This is a genomic window from Methylobacterium sp. P5_C11 (assembly GCF_054049775.1).
Map to the genome: position 1 here is coordinate 18,202 of NZ_JBFULS010000016.1, position 19,142 is coordinate 37,343.

Annotated in this window: 16 protein-coding genes and 1 pseudogene; 10 read left to right on the plus strand and 7 right to left on the minus strand. The window is 69.1% G+C overall.

Annotation, left to right across the window (positions count from 1 at the left end; translation table 11 throughout):
- The first annotated feature begins 18 nt into the window (after positions 1–18).
- Complete coding sequence (locus ACXJKQ_RS11005) at positions 19–231, plus strand: hypothetical protein (RefSeq protein ID WP_457105785.1); 213 nt, start codon at positions 19–21, stop codon at positions 229–231.
- 116 nt (positions 232–347) lie between these two features.
- A complete protein-coding gene (locus tag ACXJKQ_RS11010; protein ID WP_457105786.1) occupies positions 348–707 on the plus strand; it encodes a hypothetical protein in 360 nt (119 codons plus the stop codon).
- Positions 708–729: 22 nt separating this feature from the next.
- On the opposite strand, the gene ACXJKQ_RS11015 is transcribed toward ACXJKQ_RS11010, so the two are convergent.
- Positions 730–1,068, minus strand: coding sequence for a DUF3140 domain-containing protein (locus tag ACXJKQ_RS11015; RefSeq protein ID WP_457105787.1), 339 nt, complete (start codon positions 1,066–1,068; stop codon positions 730–732).
- Between the two features lie 197 nt (positions 1,069–1,265).
- Here ACXJKQ_RS11015 and prfB point away from each other — a divergent pair.
- A protein-coding gene (gene prfB / locus ACXJKQ_RS11020) for a peptide chain release factor 2 (protein ID WP_457105788.1) occupies positions 1,266–2,394 on the plus strand; the annotation gives its coding sequence in 2 pieces (ribosomal slippage) (positions 1,266–1,334 and positions 1,336–2,394; 1,128 coding nt in all).
- 170 nt (positions 2,395–2,564) lie between these two features.
- On the opposite strand, the gene ACXJKQ_RS11025 is transcribed toward prfB, so the two are convergent.
- The 6 genes from ACXJKQ_RS11025 to ACXJKQ_RS11050 all read right to left on the minus strand — a co-directional run bounded on the left by ACXJKQ_RS11025 (position 2,565) and on the right by ACXJKQ_RS11050 (position 9,979).
- Positions 2,565–4,166, minus strand: coding sequence for a gamma-glutamyltransferase family protein (locus tag ACXJKQ_RS11025; protein ID WP_457105789.1), 1,602 nt, complete (start codon positions 4,164–4,166; stop codon positions 2,565–2,567).
- 233 nt (positions 4,167–4,399) lie between these two features.
- Positions 4,400–5,323, minus strand: coding sequence for an ABC transporter ATP-binding protein (locus ACXJKQ_RS11030; RefSeq protein ID WP_457105790.1), 924 nt, complete (start codon positions 5,321–5,323; stop codon positions 4,400–4,402).
- Positions 5,320–6,336 carry an ABC transporter ATP-binding protein gene (locus ACXJKQ_RS11035; RefSeq protein ID WP_457105791.1) on the minus strand — a complete coding sequence of 339 codons (1,017 nt, stop codon included), beginning with the start codon at positions 6,334–6,336 and terminating at the stop codon, positions 5,320–5,322. Before ACXJKQ_RS11035 ends, ACXJKQ_RS11030 begins: the two co-directional genes overlap by 4 nt.
- Positions 6,333–7,247, minus strand: coding sequence for an ABC transporter permease (locus tag ACXJKQ_RS11040; protein WP_457105792.1), 915 nt, complete (start codon positions 7,245–7,247; stop codon positions 6,333–6,335). The genes ACXJKQ_RS11035 and ACXJKQ_RS11040 overlap by 4 nt, the downstream gene beginning before the upstream one ends.
- A 286-nt stretch (positions 7,248–7,533) precedes the next feature.
- Entirely contained in the window at positions 7,534–8,478 is a 945-nt protein-coding gene (locus ACXJKQ_RS11045) for an ABC transporter permease (RefSeq protein WP_457105793.1), read from the minus strand.
- A gap of 13 nt (positions 8,479–8,491) precedes the next feature.
- Complete coding sequence (locus ACXJKQ_RS11050; RefSeq protein ID WP_457105794.1) at positions 8,492–9,979, minus strand: ABC transporter substrate-binding protein; 1,488 nt, start codon at positions 9,977–9,979, stop codon at positions 8,492–8,494.
- Between the two features lie 501 nt (positions 9,980–10,480).
- Here ACXJKQ_RS11050 and ACXJKQ_RS11055 point away from each other — a divergent pair.
- From ACXJKQ_RS11055 to ACXJKQ_RS11085, 7 genes and pseudogenes are all read left to right on the plus strand, one after another.
- Positions 10,481–10,852 carry a hypothetical protein gene (locus ACXJKQ_RS11055; protein WP_457105795.1) on the plus strand — a complete coding sequence of 124 codons (372 nt, stop codon included), beginning with the start codon at positions 10,481–10,483 and terminating at the stop codon, positions 10,850–10,852.
- Between the two features lie 67 nt (positions 10,853–10,919).
- Positions 10,920–11,528: a HupE/UreJ family protein gene (locus tag ACXJKQ_RS11060; protein ID WP_457105796.1), complete on the plus strand. Its 609-nt coding sequence runs from the start codon at positions 10,920–10,922 to the stop codon at positions 11,526–11,528.
- Between the two features lie 62 nt (positions 11,529–11,590).
- A pseudogene (locus tag ACXJKQ_RS11065) lies at positions 11,591–11,914 on the plus strand (winged helix-turn-helix domain-containing protein).
- Positions 11,915–12,036: 122 nt separating this feature from the next.
- Positions 12,037–12,726: a metal ABC transporter permease gene (locus ACXJKQ_RS11070; protein ID WP_457105797.1), complete on the plus strand. Its 690-nt coding sequence runs from the start codon at positions 12,037–12,039 to the stop codon at positions 12,724–12,726.
- Positions 12,727–13,143: 417 nt separating this feature from the next.
- Entirely contained in the window at positions 13,144–14,796 is a 1,653-nt protein-coding gene (locus ACXJKQ_RS11075; protein ID WP_457105798.1) for a porin, read from the plus strand.
- Positions 14,797–15,811: 1,015 nt separating this feature from the next.
- Positions 15,812–17,422, plus strand: a complete 1,611-nt coding sequence (locus ACXJKQ_RS11080; protein WP_457105799.1) for a porin — start codon at positions 15,812–15,814, stop codon at positions 17,420–17,422.
- 325 nt (positions 17,423–17,747) lie between these two features.
- Positions 17,748–19,130 (plus strand): 2-hydroxycarboxylate transporter family protein, encoded by a 1,383-nt coding sequence (locus ACXJKQ_RS11085; protein ID WP_457105800.1) that lies wholly within the window; start codon positions 17,748–17,750, stop codon positions 19,128–19,130.
- The last annotated feature ends 12 nt before the right edge of the window (positions 19,131–19,142 follow it).

Here is a 19,142-nt window from a genome sequence, read left to right on the forward strand (position 1 = left end):
CCGCGTCCCGAGTGTCGCATGCGCCGCCTGAACCTGATCGCCGCCCTGCTGCTCGCCGCCGCGGCCTCCGCCTGCGCGCCGAACCCGATCATCGCCCGGGATCCGATGCCGGCGCCGGGTCCGACGGACGTCTACGCCTGCGACTCGAAGCCGTTGCCGGTCAACGCCTTCACGACGGATTGCCGCCCCGTTCCGGCGAGCCCGCAGGTGGTTCTGCGCGCCCGCGGGTGATCCGCGCCGGCATTTCGCTAACCGGTCGATTCGGATGGGCCGGACAACGCGCCCGCGATCAGCTAGACTGTAGGCCAGCTGCCGGCCTGGCCGGCCCCCTCCTGACGGAGCATCGCGTGAGCACCAAGACCCTGATCGCCGCCGGACTCCTCGCCCTCCTGGCGGGGCAGGGCGCCTCGGCCGCTGACGCCGCTTATCCGCCCGCGCCGTACCAGCCGCGCGCCTTCGTGTTCACTGCCCCGAATGGTCCGACCGTCCTGCAGGTTGAGGGCTGCTGCCACCCCGTCGTGCCGCCGGGCCGCCCCGATCTCGCCGTGCCGCCGGTGCCGGTGGCCGAGGTCATGAACGGCGGCGGCTTCGGCTACACCGGGTTCGACTACTACAACGATCAGATCACCGAGGGCCGGTTCGGCGCGCGCCGGCGGCCGAAGGAGTACGTGATCGCCCCGTCCTACATCGGGCCGCCGCGCTACTGAGCCGTCCGGACGCGCCAGGGCCTCAATCCTTGTGCGGATCGTGGCCCCAGTTCATCAGTGAGATCCGCCACGGCGAGTCGGGGTCCTTCCGGGCCTCGCCGCCCTGCTTGAGATGGCGGTGAACGTAGCCTACGACCTTGCGCATGGCCGCGTAATCGTCGTCTGTCAGGTCGGCCTTCTTCTTGTCCTTGATCGCCAGGATGCACCGGCCCATCTCGTGGCCGGTCGACTCGCCGCCGCCCTTTTTCTGGCCGACCTCCCGGCTCGCATCGCTGTCGAGATGCTTCTTCAGCGCCGCCGGCGTCATGTTGACGGCCTCGTTGAAATCCTTCCACGTCGCCGCGTGATCGTCGTCCGCCATCCGCGGGCCTCCTCTACCATGTCGCTCGTGCGCGACAACGCGCCTAGCGCGCGCCGGCTCGCCGCCCCTCCTGCGGTCGGGCGCCGCAGAGCCGGCAGCCGACAGGGCGCCGGAGCGTTTACAGGCCGGCCCCCGGCGGGTATCACCCCGACCCGACACGCCCCTATCCTCCCCGCACCCCATTCCCGAAAAACCAGATGCGCGCCGAGATCGAGCAAGCCTCGGATGCCGCCAAGCAGTCTATAGGGCTGCTGAGGAGGCATCTTTGACTGGGATACAGTCGATAAACGCCTCGCGGAGCTGAACGCGGCTTCCGAGGATCCCGACCTCTGGAACGATGCCGAGGCCGCCCAGAAGGTCATGCGCGAGCGCCAGCAGCTCGACGAGGCCGTCACGGCGATCAAGAAGCTCGAGCGCGACCTCGAGGATGGCGCCACGCTGATCGAACTCGGCGAGATGGAGGGTGACGAATCCTCGATCCGCGAGGGCGAGGCCGCGATCCTGGCCATCGAGAAGGAGGCCGCGAGCCGTCAGGTCGAGACCCTGCTGTCCGGCGAGGCCGACGGCTTCGACACCTATCTCGAGGTCCATGCCGGCGCCGGCGGCACGGAGAGCCAGGACTGGGCCAACATGCTCCAGCGCATGTATGCCCGCTGGGCCGAGCGCCGGAAGTACAAGGTCGAGGTCGTCGAGATGACCGACGGCGAAGAGGCCGGGATCAAGGGCGCCACGCTCCTGATCAAGGGCCACAACGCCTATGGCTGGCTCAAGACCGAGTCCGGCGTGCACCGTCTGGTGCGGATCTCCCCCTACGATTCCAGTGCCCGGCGGCACACCAGCTTCGCCAGCGTCTGGGTCTATCCGGTGATCGACGACCGGATCGAGATCGAGATCAAGGAATCCGATTGCCGGATCGACACCTACCGCTCGTCCGGCGCCGGCGGCCAGCACGTCAACACCACCGACTCGGCGGTGCGCATCACCCACAATCCCACCGGGATCGTGGTGGCGTGCCAGCAGGAGCGCTCGCAGCACAAGAACCGGGCCACCGCCTGGAACATGCTGCGTGCCCGCCTCTACGAGGCCGAGCTGAAGAAGCGCGAGGAGAAGGCCAACGCCGAGGCCGCGTCCAAGACCGATATCGGCTGGGGTCACCAGATCCGGTCCTACGTGCTCCAGCCCTATCAGCTGGTGAAGGACCTGCGCACCGGCACCCAGTCCACGGATCCCGACGAGGTGCTCGACGGCGATCTCGACCCGTTCATGGAGGCCTCACTCGCCCAGCGGGTCTTCGGCGGGGACGAGGCGATCGAGGATATCGACTGAGCCGGCGGCGGCGCTGCCCGCCCTCATCACGCGCGCAGCGACGTGACCCGGGCCAGCGCGCCGTCGATCAGCGTAGCGCTGTCTGGATCGCTTCGCTCCGCTCGCGAAGACGGCGGCTCTGATCAAGGTTCGCGGGGGCGGGCAGCGCCCCCACCCCCGTCGCGCTCGCCTCAGTACCCCAGCGCCGCGCCGTCTTTGCGCGGGTCGGAGCCGGCGGCCAGCGTGCCGGCCTTGCGGTCGATCCAGATGACCTGGCCGCCGCCGAGCGGCAGCGGCGCGCGGATCGCCGGGTGGCCGCGCTCCGTCAGCCCCGCCATCACGCTGTCCGGGACCCCGTCCTCCACCTCCAGGCTGCCGCCATAGGCGAAGCTCCGGGGGGCATCGAGGGCCTCCTGCACGTCGAGACCCCGGTCGAGGAGGCCGGAGAGCAGCTCGACATGCCCCATGGCCTGATAGTGGCCGCCCATGACGCCGAAGGGCGCGACCGCCTGCCCGTCCTTCATCAGCATCCCGGGGATGATGGTGTGCATCGGCCGCTTGCCCGGCCCGACGCTGTTCGGGTGGCCGCCCTCCGTGCGGAAGGACAGGCCGCGATTGTGCAGCAGAACGCCGCTCTCGGGCGCCAGGATGCCCGAGCCGAAGCCTTGGAACACCGAGTTGATCAGCGAGAGGGCGTTGCCGTCCCGGTCGACGACGCAGAGATAGACCGTGTCCTTGTGGGCGCGGCCCTCGGCGATCTCCTGCGCGATCTCGGGATAGATCACCGGCTCCCGAGCCCGGCCCATGTCGATCGCCCCATGGGCGGCGGCCTTCCAGGTGTCGGAGAGCAGATGCTCCACCGGAACTCCGGCCAGGGCAGCATCGCCGAATAGGACGTCGCGGTGGTGATAGGCCTGCTTGCAGGTCTCGGCGAACAGGTGGAGCCGGTCGAGGTCCGACAGGGCGCCGACGTCGTAATGCGTGAGCACGTTGAGCATCATCAGCGCGGCGAGGCCCTGGCCGGCGGGGGGGCACTCGTAGACGTCGTAGCCCCGGTAGCGGGTCGAGACCGGCACGACCACGTCGGGCCGGGCAGCGGCGAAATCGTCGAGGGTGTGCAGGCCGCCGAGGGCCTTGAGCCGGCTCACCATGTCCTCCGCGACCGGCCCGGCGTAGAAGCCGCGCGCGCCCTCCTGGGCGATGCGCCGGAGCGTCGCGGCGAGCTTCGGCAGGCGCAGGACGCTGCCGATGGCCGGCACCTGCCCGCCGGGCAGGTAGGTCTCGGCGGCATGGGGATCGCCGGCGACGCGCTCCGCACCCCGCTGCCAGTCCCAGCCGACCCGCTGCTGGATGACGAACCCGTCCTCCGCGTAGCGGATCGCCGGCTGAAGCAGCTCGCCCAGGGAGCGGGTGCCGTGCTCGCGGACCAGCAGGTCCCAGGCCCCGACGGCGCCCGGCACCGTGACGGCGTGCGGCGAGGCCGGGGTGATGGCGACGCCGTGCTCGGCATACCAGTCGGGTGTCGCGGCGGCGGGCGCGCGGCCCGAACCGTCGAGGGCGATGGGCTTGGTCGCACCGGCGGGGGCGTAGAGGGCGAAGCAGTCGCCGCCGATGCCGGTCATCAGCGGATCGACCACGCATTGGACCGCCACGGCCGCGATGCCGGCATCGACGGCGTTGCCGCCGGCGCGCAGCACCTCGATGGCGGCCAGCGTCGAGAGCGGGTGCGAGGTCGCGACGGCGGCGTTGGCGGCGTAGACCGGGGAGCGGCCGGGGGCGGAGAAGTCTCTCACGGGATGTCCTGCTGTACGGGTCGTCTCAACGAGACGAGGAGGTGGCGGGAATGCCGGTTTGGTGCCGTCCGCGGTGGATGGCGTGCCTGAGGCCGTCTTTGCGAGCACAGCGAAGCAACCCAGCTGGCGCTGCGCCTCCCGACGTCGCGCTGCCCTGGATCACGTCGCTTCGCTCGTGATGACGGACAGGCCGGTATGAATCGCAGGTTCCGACCCGAGCTCGTACCAGGCGGTCACGCATGCTGCCCCCTCGGCATCGCCACCCAATGCCCCGGCGCCACCTCGGTGAGCGGCCCGTCCGGCGGCTGGTCGTGGCCGGCGACGTCCCGTGCGGCGAGGCGGGCGCGCTCCTCGGCCGGATGCGGCACCGGCACGGCGGCGAGCAGGCGGCGGGTATAGGGGTGGCGCGGATCCGCGTAGAGGGCGTCGGCCTCGGCCATCTCGACGATCCGCCCGCGCCAGAGCACCGCGACCCGGTGGCAGAGGTAGCGCACCATCCGCAGGTCGTGGGAGATGAACAGGTAGGACAGGCCCATCTCGTCCTGCAGGTCTTGGAGCAGGTTCACCACCTGTGCCTGGATCGAGACGTCCAGCGCCGCGATCGGCTCGTCGGCGACGATGAAGCTGGGTTTGAGGGCGATCGCGCGGGCGATGCAGATCCGCTGGCGCTGGCCGCCCGAGAACTGGTGCGGGTAGCGTCCCATGAACCGCGGATCGAGTCCGACCCGCTCGAACAGGGATGCCACGGCCTCTCGCCGCTCCGGGCCGCGCATGTCCCGGCGGTGCAGCTTGAACGCCTCCGCGACATAGTCCCCGGCGCTCATCCGCGGGTTGAGGGCGGCATAGGGGTCCTGGAACACGGTCTGCATCCGGGCGCGCATCCTCCGCATCGCGCCCGCCGAGAGCTTGGCGAGGTCGGTGCCCTCGAACGCGATGGTGCCCGAGGTCGGCGGGTTGAGCATGGTCACGGCTCGGCCGATGGTCGATTTGCCGGAGCCGGATTCGCCCACGAGCCCCAGGGTCTCGCCGGGGCGGATGTCGAAGCTCACCCCTTCCACCGCGCTGAACACCGAGGCCTTGCCGCCCCACCAGGAGCGCAGGGGATAGTGCTTGGACAGGTCGCGCACCGCGACGAGCGGATGATCCTGCGGGCTCATCGCGCGGCCTCCCGGCTCAGGAGTTGCGGCAGGTCGTACCAAGCGGCGACGAGGTGGCCGGGGGCAGCGCCGGACGCCTGCGCCAGAGGCGGCATCTCGGTCCGGCAGCGGGGCGTCGCGTAGGCGTTGCGCGGCGCGAAGGGATCGCCCGGCGGGAGGTGGCGCATGTCCGGGGGCGCCCCCTCGATCTGGTGCAGGCGACGCCGGCCCGCACGTCCGCCGGAGAGGTCCGGCAGGGAGCGCAGCAGCCCGAGGGTGTAGGCGTTGCGGGGATCGGCGAAGATGTCGTCCACCGGGCCGCGCTCCAGGATCCGGCCGGCATACATCACCTGCACGGTGTCGCTGATGCCCGCCACCACGCCGAGGTCGTGGGTGATCCAGATGATCGCCATGCCGAGTTCGCGCTTCAGCTCCTGCACCAGGGCGACGATCTCGGCCTGGACGGTGACGTCCAGCGCCGTGGTCGCCTCGTCGGCGATCAGCAGCTTCGGGCGGCAGCTGAGGCCGATGGCGATCATCACCCGCTGGCGCTGGCCGCCGGAGAATTCGTGCGGATACTGGTCGAGGCGCGAAGCCGCGTTCGGGATTCGCACGAGGTCGAGCAGCGCCTTGGCCCGGGCGCGGGCGGCACGGGCATCCAAGCCGAGATGGATGCGCAGCGGCTCGACGATCTGCGCCGCCACGGTCATGCCGGGGTTGAGCGAGCTCATCGGGTCCTGGAACACGAAGCCGATCGCGCCGCCGCGGACCTTTCGGAGTTCGCGTTCCTTCAGAGCGAGGAGATCGCGGCCCTCGAACAGCACCTGCCCGCCGGTGATTCGGCCGGGCGGGCGCGGGATCAGGCCCAGCATGGCCAGCACGTGGACGCTCTTGCCGGAACCCGACTCGCYGACGATCCCCAGCGTCTCGCCCTCGTGCAGGGTGTAGGAGACGCCGTTGACCGCGTGGACCGCGCCGCCGTCGGTGTCGAAGGCGACCGCGAGGTCGCGGACGTCGAGGAGAGGCTTCGTCATGTCCGCTGCCTCGGGTCGAGGGCGTCCCGCAGGCCGTCGCCGAACAGGTTGAAGGCGAGCACCGCCAGGAAGATCGACAGGCCAGGCCAGATCGCCATCCACGGCGCCTCGTCCATGAAGTTCTTGGCGGTGTTGAGCATCGCCCCCCAGGACGGCTCGGGCGGCTGCTGGCCGAGGCCGAGGAACGACAGGCTCGCCTCCGCGATGATCGCGGCCGCGATGGTCAGCGTCGCCTGGACGAGGATCGCCGGGACGATGTTGGGCAGGATGTGGACCCGGGCGATCCGCCATGGCGGATTGCCCATGGCGCGCGCCGCCTCGACGAACTCCTCCGCCGCCACGGCGCGGACCTGTGCCCGGGTCAGCCGGATGAAGGTCGAGGTCGCTGAGAGGCCGATGGCGATCATCGCGTTGACGAGGCTCGGGCCCAGGAAGGCGGCGAGCGCGATCGCCAGGATCAGGAACGGGATCGCCAGGAGCGCATCGGTGAGGCGCGAGATCGCCCCGTCGATCCAGCCACCCGCGTAGCCAGCCAGCAGACCGAGCGGCAGGCCGAGGGAGACGGCCAGCGCTACCGAGACGAGGCCGGCGCCGAGCGACGCGCGGGCGCCGTAGATGATCCGCGAGAGCACGTCGCGCCCGACCTCGTCGCCGCCGAACGGGTGGGCGAGGCTTGGCGACCCGCGGACGTTCCCCCAGTCGGTGGCGGTTGGGTCGTAGGGGGCGATCCAGGGCGCGAACACCGCCATCAGGATCAGCAGGCCGACGATGATGAGCCCCGCAACCGCGCTCTTCCGCGCGCGCAGGCGGCGCCAGAAGGCCGCGAGGGTGCCGGGTTCCTGGAGGAGGGCCGGCGTTCCCGCGGGGGCGGCGAGGCCGGTGGCTTCGGCAATGGGGGTGCCGGTGCTCATCGGTGCCTCGGGAGGTTTGCTCCGATGATCACGCTCCGCACACGCTGCAGTCCGGCACAGGCCATGATGGTTGCGGGCCGGCCTGCGCGAGATGTGACGTGCCCCCTCTCCCGTGCGGGAGAGGGCTGGGGTGAGGGGTGCGACCTCTCCGGAACGTTCTCTTCCCTCACCCTGTCCCTCTCCCGCACGGGAGAGGGGACCCGCGCTTCACTTTGTGCCCTCGATGGCAACTTCCGAAGTCGCGACCTTGAGGAATGCGAGAGGGCCTCGCGCTCGAACACCGCCATTATGCCCGCCTCAGCTTCGGGTTCACGGCCGCGGCGAGCAGGTCGGCGGCGAGGTTCAGCGCGATGTAAGTGGCGGCCGTGCAGATCACGACGCCCTGCACGGTGGCGAAATCCCGGTTGAATACCGCATCGACCATCAGCTTGCCGAAGCCCGGCACCGAAAACACCTGCTCGGTGAGCACCGCCCCCGACAGGAGCTGCCCGAATTCCAGCGCGCCCAAAGTGATGATCGGGATCGCCGCGTTGGGCAGCGCGTGCCGCAGGGTCACCCGGAGCGGCGAGACGCCCTTGGCGCGGGCCGTGCGCACGTAGTCCGATCCGAGCACGCCCAGCATCGCCGCGCGGGTGTGGCGCATCATCACCGCCGCGATGGCGTTGCCGAGCACGAAGGCCGGCATCACCATGGCGGCGAGGTTGTCCGACAGGCTCTCGAAGGGCGAGACGTAGCCGGAGGCCGGCAGCCAGCCGAGTTCCACCGAGAACAGCAGGATCAGCAGGATCCCGAGCCAGAAATTCGGCACCGACAGGCCCCACAGGGCGATCCCGTTGGCGATCGTGTCGGCGGCCTGGCCGCGCTTCACGGCCGAGAGCACGCCCATCGGCACGCCGATGGCCAGCGCCACCAGCATGGCAAGGCAGGCGAGTTCCAGCGTCACCGGCAGCTTCTCGACGATCAGCTCGGAGACCGGCTTCTGCAGCCGGATCGACTCGCCGAGATCGCCCCGGAGCACGCCGCCGGCCCAGTAGGCGTAGCGCACCGGCAGGGGCTCATTGAGGTGGTACTTCTCGCGGATGAAGGCGATCACCTGCGGGTCGCGCTCCTCGCCGGTCAGCGCCGTGGCGACGTCCCCCGGCAGCAATTGCTGCAGGGCGAAGATGATCATTGAGGCAAGGATCAGGGTCGGGAGCGCCAGGGCGAGGCGTCGGGCCAGAAATCGAAGCATCAGAACCGCAGCATCAGTTGAGCTTCAGCCCGGTGAAACGCACGAGGCCGTCCGGATAGGGCACGAAACCCGTGATCTTCTGGCTGTAGGCCCAGAGCAACTTGCGGTGCAGGATGTAGATCCCGGGCCGATCCTTCAGGACCTGATCGGCGAGCGCCTTCCATGCGGCCTTGCGTTGGGCCGGGTCGACGGTGCCCCGCTCGGCCTGGAGGGCCGCATCGGCCTCCGGGCTGCAATATTTGGGATAGTTCAGCGCCGCCTTGCAGGCGAGGAAGCTGAAGGTGTTGCCGTCAGGATCGGAGCGGCCGCTCCAGGAATAGAGCTGCGCCTCGTAATTGCCCTTGTCGGCGGCATCCAGCGCGGTGGTGAAGTCCACCGCCTGGATCTTCACGTCGAACCCGGCCTCCTTGGCCATGGCCTGGATCACCTGCCCGGTCCGCGGCGAGTCGCTGTCGGCGTAGACGGTGAGCGTGATCTGCGGGTTCGGCTTGCCGGCCTCGGCCAGCAGCGCCTTGGCTTTGGCCACATCCCGCTTCGGGATCGGGTATTCGGCGACGTAGTTCGGATTCTTCGGGTTGACCCACTGGTTCCCGGCCAGGAACTCACCGTTGTAGACCACTTGGTTGATGGCGTTGCGATCGAGCGCCGCCTCGAGGGCTGCCCGCACCTTTGGATCTGCCACCGGCGAGCCGGCCTTGTTCGGGTTGAGAAGAATTTCCAGGAAGCCGAGCTCGTAGGTCGATTCGATCTTCAGCTTGGCGTCGCGCTTCACCTGCGCCACGTCGGTGGGGGCGAGCCGCTCCAGAAGGTCGAGTTGCCCGGCGCGCAGGTTGGTGAGCCGCACCGTCGCGTCCGGGATCGGCCGGAACTCGATCCGCTGGATGTGGATCGCGTCCTTGTTCCAATAGTCGGGGAAGCGCTCGACCACGATCCGGTCCTGCGGCACCCGCTCGACGAACCTGTAGGGGCCTGCGCAGACCGGAGCGCTGGCGAACTTGTCGCCGAGCCGCTCCGCGGCCTTCGGCGAGATCATCATGCCGGCCCGGTCGGTGAACTGCGCGAGCAGCGGCGCGAACGGCTGCTTCAGGTTGATCCGGAAGGTGAGGTCGTCGACCACATCCACGGAGTCGATCGGCGCGATCTCCGAGCGACGCTGCGAGCCCGGCAGCTTCATGTGCCGCTCGATCGAGAACTTGGCCGCCGCGGCGTCGAGCTTCTCGCCGTCGTGGAACAGCACGCCCTGGCGCAGGTGCATGGTCAGCGCCTTCTCGTCGGGGGAGAGTTCCCAGGAGGTGGCAAGCTGCGGCACAGGCTTCAGGTCCGGCCCGATATCGACGAGCTTGTCGCACAGAGCGGCGAAGACCATCCGGCTCGCGAAGGTGCGGGCGAGCGTCGGATCCAGGGCGTCCGGATCCTCCATCATGCCGTAGCGCAGGGTCTGCGCGGCGGCAGGGCCGGCGAAGGCGAGTCCGGCGAGGAGGCAGGCGGCGAGACGCAACATGGGACCGGTCCGGTGGCGTGCGAAGGTGGCGGGAGGGATCGGCCACGCCGACCCATGGGCGGTCGACACTGTCGCGTACCGCCGTGGCATGCACAATCCCAGGCAGCATCCATGCCAGCTGATCAACACGCATCTTGTATACAGCTGTCTGCCCCGGGCCGGCGCGGGGCCGTGCCGCTCCGCCGCGACCGCGGCGTAGACGCGATTCAATCGGGCTGGGATAAGTTGAATTGTACGGATTTCCGGAACAGGCCGGCAAATTGTTCGACCGCACAAGGTCGGACATGTATTCCTAATGATGACGCAGGTATGATGGTCCGACGGCACATCGTCATGTTGCCGGCGTTGTGCTGGAATCAGCGGCGTCGCGACTTCTACGCTGTGACGGCCGACGTCTCGACGGAGGGAATCCGGTTCCGCTCCTCCTCCCGCCTCGCGGCCGGGGAGGATCTGACCTGCAGCATCCGCCATGTCGGGACGCTGGAAGCGCGCATCGCCCGCGTGGCCGGCCAGGAGTTTATCGTCTCCGTCCGGGGAGGGCGCGCGATCGTCACCGACCTTGTCCGTCAGTTCGTGACACTGGCGCGGGCTCAGGATCTGCGGCAGGAACCGATCCGCGTCGATCGGCGAATCGTACCGAAGCAGAAGATCGTTCAGGTGACGACCGCGTCCGGCGAAGCGTTCAACGGCCATGTGCTGAACGTCTCGGCCTCCGGTGTCGCGTTGCTCGTGGACCACGCGCTGGAGATCGGGGCGACGATCCAGGTGGGACGGAAATCCGCAACGGTGATGCGCCACTTCACGCACGGCGTCGGTGCCGCCTTCTTGGAGCCCTTCGCGCCGGCCGCGGTCCACGAAGCGATGTCGCTCTGAAGCGTCACCCCCTCGCAGAGGTGGCGCGACGGCGCTACATCTTGTCGGGTCCAGCGAAGGATCCCCGATGAAGCGTCTGCTCTCCACCCGAACCGCCGCGCCCCTGACGCTCCTGCCGGCTGCACTCCTGTTTCTTCCCCAGGCGGCGCTCGCCCATCCGGGACACGGTGCCGCGACGGGCGCCGAGGCGGGCTTTCTCCATCCGCTGATGGGCGCCGACCACGTTCTGGCGATGGTGGCGGTCGGCCTCCTCGCGAGCCTGCGCGGCGGACGCGCGCTCTGGGCGCTGCCGCTGTCCTTCCTGGGGCTGATGTGTGCGGGTGCGGGTCTCGGCCTGGCCGGCTTCGCGCTGCCCTATGTCGAGGCCGGGATCGCACTCTCCATCGTGGTCTTCGGCCTCGCCGCCATCGTCGGCCTCCGCGCGCCGGTCGCCCTGCTCGCTACCCTGGTCGGTGCCTTTGCGGTGTTCCACGGCTACGCCCACGGGACCGAGATGCCGGAGACCGGCTCCGGCGTGGCCTTCGGTTTCGGTTTCCTGGCGGCCACCGCGCTCCTGCACGCGGCCGGGATCGGACTCGGAGTTGCGGCGACGCGGGTTGGAGCCATGCGGGCGGCGCCGGTGCTCGGTGCCGCCATCGCCGCGGCCGGCTTCGCCCTCTTGGCGCTGCCGGCCTGAGCGCGGCGGACGACCCGCCCCCCGGGCGCCCGCCCTGCGCCGGCGCGGCGCCGCGCCTGAGCATCCGCATCGATTTCGGACCGGGGCACCGCCTCGGTCCCGGAAAGGTGCGGCTGCTTGAGATGATCGCCGAGCACGGCTCCATTTCAGGCGCCGGCCGCGCGCTGGGGATGTCGTAACGGCGGGCGTGGCTGCTGGTCGAGGCGATGAACACCGGTTTCGGCCGACCGGTGATCCAGGCGCAGACCGGCGGCCGGGCCGGGGGAGGCGCCCGCCTCTCGCCCCTCGGAGCCGAGGTCGTGAGCCGGTACCGGGCCGCGGAGGCGGCCGCCGATGCTGCGGCCGCTCCGTTCTTGAGCCCCCTCGGGCAGGCCGAGGACGCGTAACCGGTTCGGGCGTGGGGACGAACCCGGCTGCGATGTCACAGGCCCCTCGGGGCTGACCTCGCCGCTTTCCGCCCCACGTCCCGCCGGTCGCAACAATCCCGGCGGCAGGAAAAGGACCCACCATGACGAAGTTTGCGACGCTCGCCCTGATGAGCCTGCTCACCGCGGCCACCGGCGCGCAGGCGGCCCAGAAGGTCGAACGCCTGCGCGGAACCGTCGAGGCGGTCGCGGGCGGCGGCTTCACGCTGAAGACCCTCGACGGCGCATCGGAGCCGGTCACGCTCGCTCCGGACGCCAAGGTCTCCTGGGTGGTCCCGTCCAGCCTCGACGCCATCAAGGACGGCGTGTTCATCGGCACCGCCACCAAGGGCGAGCCGCCGGTGGCGCTGGAGGTGGTGCTGTTCCCCGAAGCGATGCGCGGCACCGGCGAGGGCCATTACGACTGGGACATGATTCCCGATCACACGGCCGGCGGCGCGTCGGTGAAGAGCGCCATGACCAACGGCACCGTGAAGGCCGACATCCGGTCCACGGCCCCGGACGCGCCCCGGGTGAAGAGCGCCATGACCAATGGCACCGTGAAGGCGACCGGCGGCGGGGCGGAGCGGACGCTCACGGTGGATTACGGCCAGGGTCAGTCCCTGCAGGTTCTGGTGCCTCCGCAGGCGCCGGTCGTCAGCTTCGAGCCGGCCAGCGCCTCGGCGCTCGCCCCCGGCGCCAAGGTCTTCGTGATTGCGGCGCGGGGTGACGACGGCCGCTTCACGGCCCGGCGCGTCGCGGTCGGCAAGGACGGCCTGACGCCGCCCATGTGAGGGGGCGCTGAGCCGCAATCATCGCGGCGGCCACCCGACGCCCGGGCACGGGCGAATCGCCCGACGCGAGACGAGAGGCTCGGCCCCCGAATGGCGCCGGGCCGCCGGATGCCCCGACAGGCGGCATATCCGCTGCTCAGGACAGCATTCGTGCACATTCGGCAGACCGTTGCCGACTAAATCACCCTGAAAATGTTGCCACGCCGCAACATCGCGCTGGAACTGCCAAGGCGGCCGCGAATCCTCGTTGCTCGCCGAAACCCGTTCGCACATGGTGATCGTGCACGGGGGCATCGCCAAGCGAGAGCCCGCAGGAGCCTGCCACCTAAGACGCAGGCCTAACCTACAAAACGTGCGGCTAGACCCGGACAACCGGGCACGTCCGCATCATTGGGTCTCGAAGCTTTGGAGATGTCTATGAAGCTCTTGAAGAGCTCGTTGCTCGGGTCTGCTGCCGCGTTCGCGGCGGTGGGTGCTGCGCATGCCGCCGACCTGCCGGTCAAGAAGGCGGTTCCGATCGAGTACGTCCGCGTCTGTGGCGCCTACGGCGCCGGGTTCTTCTACATCCCCGGCACCGACACCTGCCTGCGCATCTCGGGCCGCGCCCGGTTCGAGGGCGGCTACATGACCAGCTACTCGCGCCAGTTCGGCAACCCCGGCGACACGTCCGGCTACCAGGGCCGCCTGCGCATCAACATGGATGCCCGCACCCAGACCGCCTACGGCACCCTGCGCGCCTTCGTCCGCCTCGATGCCGGCGCCCGCACCGGCTATTCCGGCGTCGGCACCTCCGGCACCCAGCAGCGCATCGGCCAGGCCTATCCGGGCATCGGCATCGACAGCTTCAGCCGTGACCAGCAGTTCATGAACGTCGACAAGGCGTTCATCCAGTTCGCCGGCATGACCGCCGGTCGCGCCTCCTCGTTCTTCGACTTCTACGCTCACGACTTCGAGTTCGCCGGCGCCACCGCCGGTTCGGACATCGCCTCCACCAACCTGCTCGCCTACACGGCGACCCTCGGCAACGGCCTGTCCGCCACGATCTCGGCCGAAGACCCGGTCTTCCGCCGCAGCCCGATCTACTCGCCGACCAACAACCCGGCCGGCATCACGACCAACGGCGCGATTGCCGTCTTCGGCCAGACGAACTCGCCGGCTCCGGTCTTCATCGGTTACACCAACGGCCTGCCGACCCGGTACAGCCAGGTCGACGTGATCCAGCGCTCGCGGATGCCCGACGTCGTCGGCGCCCTGCGCCTCGATCAGGCCTGGGGCTCGGCCCAGCTCACCGCCGCCGTGCACGAGCTGAACGTCGGCAACGTTCAGAACGGCGCCGGCACCGGCACGGGTTCGAACGTCAGCATCCCGCACACCAGCAACTCGTATGGCTGGGCGGTTCAGGGCGGCCTGAAGATCAACACGCCGTTCATCGCCCCGGGCGATGCCCTGTACCTGCAGGGTGCCTACGGCTCCGGCGCGCAGCTCTACACCGGCTACTCCGCCTTCAGCGGCTCCTACTCGCAGAACGCCGCGACGATCCAGGGTCAGAAGTTCAGCCAGTTCTTCAACGACGCGACGGTCAACCCGTTCACCGGGCAGATGGAGCAGTCGACGAGCTTCACGGTCGTCGCCTCGTACCTGCACTACTGGACGCCGGAATGGCGCTCGGCCTTCTTCGGCTCCTACGGCGAGATGGACTTCCGCAGCGGCGCTCGCGCCGCACAGGGTGCCATCTTCAGTCTGGTCAATCCCGGTGGAACGAACTCCTTCGGCGCCAACGCCGTCGGCACGCCGGGCACGACCTTCTACAACCTCAGCGAGGCGCTCCGCGACACCTACCAGTTCGTGGCGGGCGGCAGCATCATCTGGTCGCCGGTCAAGGACCTGGATATCGGTGTCGAGGGCTACTACACCCAGATCGGCGTGAAGAGCGGCCGCGTCATCGACAAGGACAAGAGCCCGACCGCCTACGCCAACGTCGCCGGCATCAACAACGGCACGTTCGTGCCGCGGACCACGACGTCGGACGGCGTGTCCTCGTTCCGCTTCCGCGTCCAGCGCGACTTCTAAGCCGCTTTACCGGCGCCGAGGCTCCGGCCTCAGCGCCGGTCCCCGTGCTTCAGGGACCTCAAGGCTCGGCTTCGGCCGGGCCTTTTTCATTGTGCGCAGCCGTTCCGACCGCGCGCGACGGCCCGGTCGACCGCGCTGGCTGAACACTCCGCCGCGTTGAGCGCGTCTGGCTGCGACCCGGCGCCGGTTGGACTCGTTCCCGCCACGCGAGACGGCGCGTTCCGTGGAAGCGCGACCGCGCCGCGGCGGCGCGCCGCCCTGCGCGTCCCGATGCGGCGCCGYGCCCGCCCGACACGCGCCCGATCCCACTCCGCGAACTCCGGCATCGCCGCCGAGGGGTCGCTCCCGCGAGACGCGATCCCCGCCCATCCCTGCGCGCGCGGCCGTCGCCGCCATGCCGCGCCGCGAGCGTCCCGGATGCGGCGCGCAGTGCCTTCGTCGGGCCGCGACGACCGCGCACCGCCTGGGCCATCGGTCCCCGCCACCCGACCCCTGAATCGGCCCCCGACTCCGCGATCGCTTCTCCGCAGGCCGAATCGCCGAACCCGTTGACGGCCGTCGCGACGCCGAATCGCCCGCCGGAGGCGGAAAGCCGGCGTTGCGGGCCGGTGAGGCGTCCGCAGCCGTCGTTCGATCGCGCGCCGAGGCGACGGATTCGGCCGATCTTCTTCGCGTCGCTCAACAGTCTCTCCTAACTGAAATGTAATACTCAATATAAGAAGATATCAATTCAAGTTTCCAAGCAATGATCTTATCAAACCAAATATGTAATTTTCGTCGAGGACAATTTTTGTGGCCTAACTGCCACAAAGAACGATCCAGACTGACTTCATCGTGAATCACGATTGCCTAAATCCAAGTCGATGCACAGTGTCGAGATGCAGATGGGCGTCGAGATCGCTGCATCGGGACAAATTTCTCTAGCGAAATGAGCAAATTTTTCCGGATGTAATTGGAAATGACTGAATTGGTCTAGCCTGTTGCGAAGTTTAACATCTGATTTCCGGAGACATCGATGGCATTGCTGAAATCATCGTTGCTCGGGTCTGCTGCCGCGTTCGCGGTGGTGGGCGCTGCGCACGCCGCCGACCTGCCGGTCAAGAAGGCGGTTCCGATCGAGTACGTCCGCGTCTGTGGCGCCTACGGCGCCGGGTTCTTCTACATCCCCGGAACCGACACCTGCCTGCGCATCTCGGGCCGCGCCCGGTTCGAGGGCGGCTACAGGACCGTCTACTCGCGGCAGGCCGGGACGAATAACGGCGACGATTCCGGTTACCAGGCCCGGATGCGCATCAACCTGGATGCGCGCACGCAGACCGCCTACGGGACGCTGCGCGCCTTCGTGCGCCTCGATGCGGGGTCGCGGACCGGCTACGACCGGTCGGGCACCCAGGCGCGGATCGGGCAGGCCTATGACGGCACCGGCGTCGACCAGAACGGCCACGCGCAGCAATACATGAACGTCGACAAGGCGTTCATCCAGTTCGCCGGGCTCACCGCCGGTCGCGCCTCATCGTTCTTCGACTTCTACGCCCACGACTTCGAGATCGCCGGCGCCACGATGGGCTCGGACATCGCGTCGACCAACCTCCTCGCCTACACGGTCGCCGTCGGCGACGGCCTGTCGGCGACGCTCTCGATCGAGGACCCGGTGTTCCGCCGCAGCCCGATCTTCTCGCCGTCGGCGGGGGCCTCCCCGGTCAGCCCCGTCTTCGTGGGCTACGCCAACGCCCTCCCGTCCAGCTACAGCGCCATCGACACCATCCAGCGCGAGCGCCTGCCCGATTTCGTCGGTGTCCTGCGCGTCGATCAAGCCTGGGGCTCCGCCCAGATCTCAGCCGCGGCCCACGAGCTGAACGTCGGCAACCTGACCACGGCCGCGGCGCTGCCGGCGGGAGCCCCCGGCGTCATCACCGGCGTCCCCCACACCAGGAGCGTGGAGGGCTGGGCGGTGCAGGGCGGCCTGAAGATCAACACGCCGTTTATCGCTCCGGGCGACGCCTTGTATCTCCAGGGCGCCTACGCGGAGGGCGCCCAGATGTATACCGGCTACTGCGCGTTCACCGGCTGCTACCAGCAGGTCAACACGCTCATCCAGGGGCAGAAGATCGGGCAGACCTTCGCGGACGCGACGATCAACCCGTTCACCGGCCAGCTGCAGACGTCGACCAGCCTCTCGGCGGTCGCCTCCTACTTGCATTACTGGTCGCCGGACTGGCGCTCGGCCATCTTCGGCGGCTACGGCGAGCAGGATTTCGGCCGCGGCGCCCGCCTGGCGCAGGGGGCGGCGTTCAACTTCGTCAACCCGAACGGCGCCAACAGCTTCGGCACCAACGGCGTCGGCGCCCCTGGCACCCGGTTCTACCAGCTCAGCCAGGCCTTGCGCGACACCTACCAGTTCGTCGCCGGCGGGAGCCTCATCTGGTCGCCCGTGCGCGACCTCGATATCGGCGTGGAGGCGCTGTACATGCAGGTCGGCGTGAAGGGCGGTCGCGCGATCGACCTCGACAAGAGCCCCACGGCCTACGCCAACGTCGCCGGCATCAACAACGGCACGTTCGTCCCGCGCACCATGACGCAGGACTCGGTCTCGCAGGTCCGCCTCCGCGTCCAGCGCGACTTCTGATCGGCGCGGCCGGCGGCGGAGCGCCGCGCGCGCCGCCGGACTCCGTGCACAACGCCGTCGAGGCCCGGCCCCGCGCCGGGCCTCTTTTCGTGCGCATCCGAGCGACCACGCCGAGCTGGCTTTAATCCCCGCTCGCGGAACAGGTCGTGCCCTTTGTCCCCCGGATCGCGTTGCCGCCCTTCATCGGCGCTGTTACGCGGAATGTCACTTTATCTCCGCCGATCCCGCGGGACTCGACGGGCCGGGATTTCCCGTGCGGTCGCGGTCGCGGCGCCCGGGGAACGGTGAAACGGCCCGCAAGCGGTCAGATATCCGGGGGGACGCCATGACCAGCACAGTTTCGTCGAGCCCGATTCCCGCCTCCACGGACAATCGGGCGGCCGAGCGGCGCGCGGACCGGATCTGGCCCGGTCGCTGGTGGCGCCTTGTCGACAGCAAGATCGGCATCATACCGCTGCCGGTCTACCTGATCCTGGCGATTCTCATCGCCGTCCTGGTCCAGGAAGGCGAGATCAAGCCCGACGGGCCGACCATGATCGCCGTGCTGGTGATGGGCGGCTTCACCTGCGCGGAGATCGGCAAGCGGATCCCGATCCTGAAGAACATCGGCGCCGGGGCCATCTTCGCGACCTTCATCCCCTCGGCGCTCGTCTATTACGCGTTGGTGCCGCCGCAGATGGTGAAGGCGATCACCGACTTCACCAAGTTCACCAACTTCCTCTACATCTACATCGCCACGATCATCGTCGGCTCGATCCTCGGCATGGACCGCGAGGTCCTGATCAAGGGCTTCCTCAAGATCTTCGCGCCGCTCGCGATCGGCTCGGTGGCGGCGGCCGTGGTCGGCACGCTGGTCGGCACGCTCCTCGGCCTCGGCCCGTACAAGACGTTCTTCTTCATCGTGGTGCCGATCATGGCCGGTGGCGTCGGCGAGGGTGCGATCCCGCTCTCCATCGGCTACGCGGCGATCCTGGGCCTGCAGCAGGGCGTCGTCTTCGCCCAGGTCCTGCCGCCGGTGATGCTGGGCTCGCTCACGGCCATCATCTTCTCCGGCACGCTCAACGCCGTCGGGAAGCGGTACCCCCACCTCACCGGCGAGGGACGGCTCCAGCCCGATTCGGACGAGATGAAATCGAGCGATGCGCAGGCCAAGTCGGAGGCCGCGCGCGGGCAGATCGACGCCGCCACGATCGGCGCCGCGGGGCTCACCGCCATCACCCTCTATCTGCTCGGCGTCATCGCCCATCACCTGATCGGTTTGCCGGCGCCGGTCGCCATGCTGTTCCTGGCGGTCTTCGCCAAGCTCGCCAGCGCGGTGTCGCCGCACCTCCAGGCCGGCGGCTTCGTGGTCTACAAGTTCGTGCAGGTCTCCATGACCTATCCGCTGCTCTTCGCCATCGGCGTTGCGCTGACGCCCTGGCACGAACTCATGGCGGCCTTCACCCTGGTGAACCTGATCACCATCGTGTCGACCGTGACGACGCTGATGACCGTGGGCTTCTTCGTCGGCCGCTGGCTCGGGATGTATCCGATCGAGACCGCCATCGTGAATGCCTGCCACAGCGGCCAGGGCGGCACCGGCGACGTGGCGATCCTCACGGCGGCCAACCGCATGGCACTGATGCCCTTCGCGCAGATCGCCACCCGCATCGGCGGCGCGCTGACCGTCACGGGCACGATCATCGCCATGAAGTGGATCGGTGCCTGACCGGCACCCGGA

What these genes read in the sequence shown, in the direction of transcription:
- ACXJKQ_RS11005 (WP_457105785.1), top strand. Translation starts at nt 19, where the DNA reads ATGCGCCGCCTGAACCTGATCGCCGCCCTGCTGCTCGCCGCCGCGGCC.
- ACXJKQ_RS11015 (WP_457105787.1), bottom strand. Translation starts at nt 1,068, where the DNA reads ATGGCGGACGACGATCACGCGGCGACGTGGAAGGATTTCAACGAGGCC.
- ACXJKQ_RS11030 (WP_457105790.1), bottom strand. Translation starts at nt 5,323, where the DNA reads ATGAGCCCGCAGGATCATCCGCTCGTCGCGGTGCGCGACCTGTCCAAG.
- ACXJKQ_RS11040 (WP_457105792.1), bottom strand. Translation starts at nt 7,247, where the DNA reads ATGAGCACCGGCACCCCCATTGCCGAAGCCACCGGCCTCGCCGCCCCC.
- ACXJKQ_RS11045 (WP_457105793.1), bottom strand. Translation starts at nt 8,478, where the DNA reads ATGCTTCGATTTCTGGCCCGACGCCTCGCCCTGGCGCTCCCGACCCTG.
- ACXJKQ_RS11050 (WP_457105794.1), bottom strand. Translation starts at nt 9,979, where the DNA reads ATGTTGCGTCTCGCCGCCTGCCTCCTCGCCGGACTCGCCTTCGCCGGC.
- ACXJKQ_RS11060 (WP_457105796.1), top strand. Translation starts at nt 10,920, where the DNA reads ATGAAGCGTCTGCTCTCCACCCGAACCGCCGCGCCCCTGACGCTCCTG.
- ACXJKQ_RS11070 (WP_457105797.1), top strand. Translation starts at nt 12,037, where the DNA reads ATGACGAAGTTTGCGACGCTCGCCCTGATGAGCCTGCTCACCGCGGCC.
- ACXJKQ_RS11075 (WP_457105798.1), top strand. Translation starts at nt 13,144, where the DNA reads ATGAAGCTCTTGAAGAGCTCGTTGCTCGGGTCTGCTGCCGCGTTCGCG.
- ACXJKQ_RS11080 (WP_457105799.1), top strand. Translation starts at nt 15,812, where the DNA reads ATGGCATTGCTGAAATCATCGTTGCTCGGGTCTGCTGCCGCGTTCGCG.
- ACXJKQ_RS11085 (WP_457105800.1), top strand. Translation starts at nt 17,748, where the DNA reads ATGACCAGCACAGTTTCGTCGAGCCCGATTCCCGCCTCCACGGACAAT.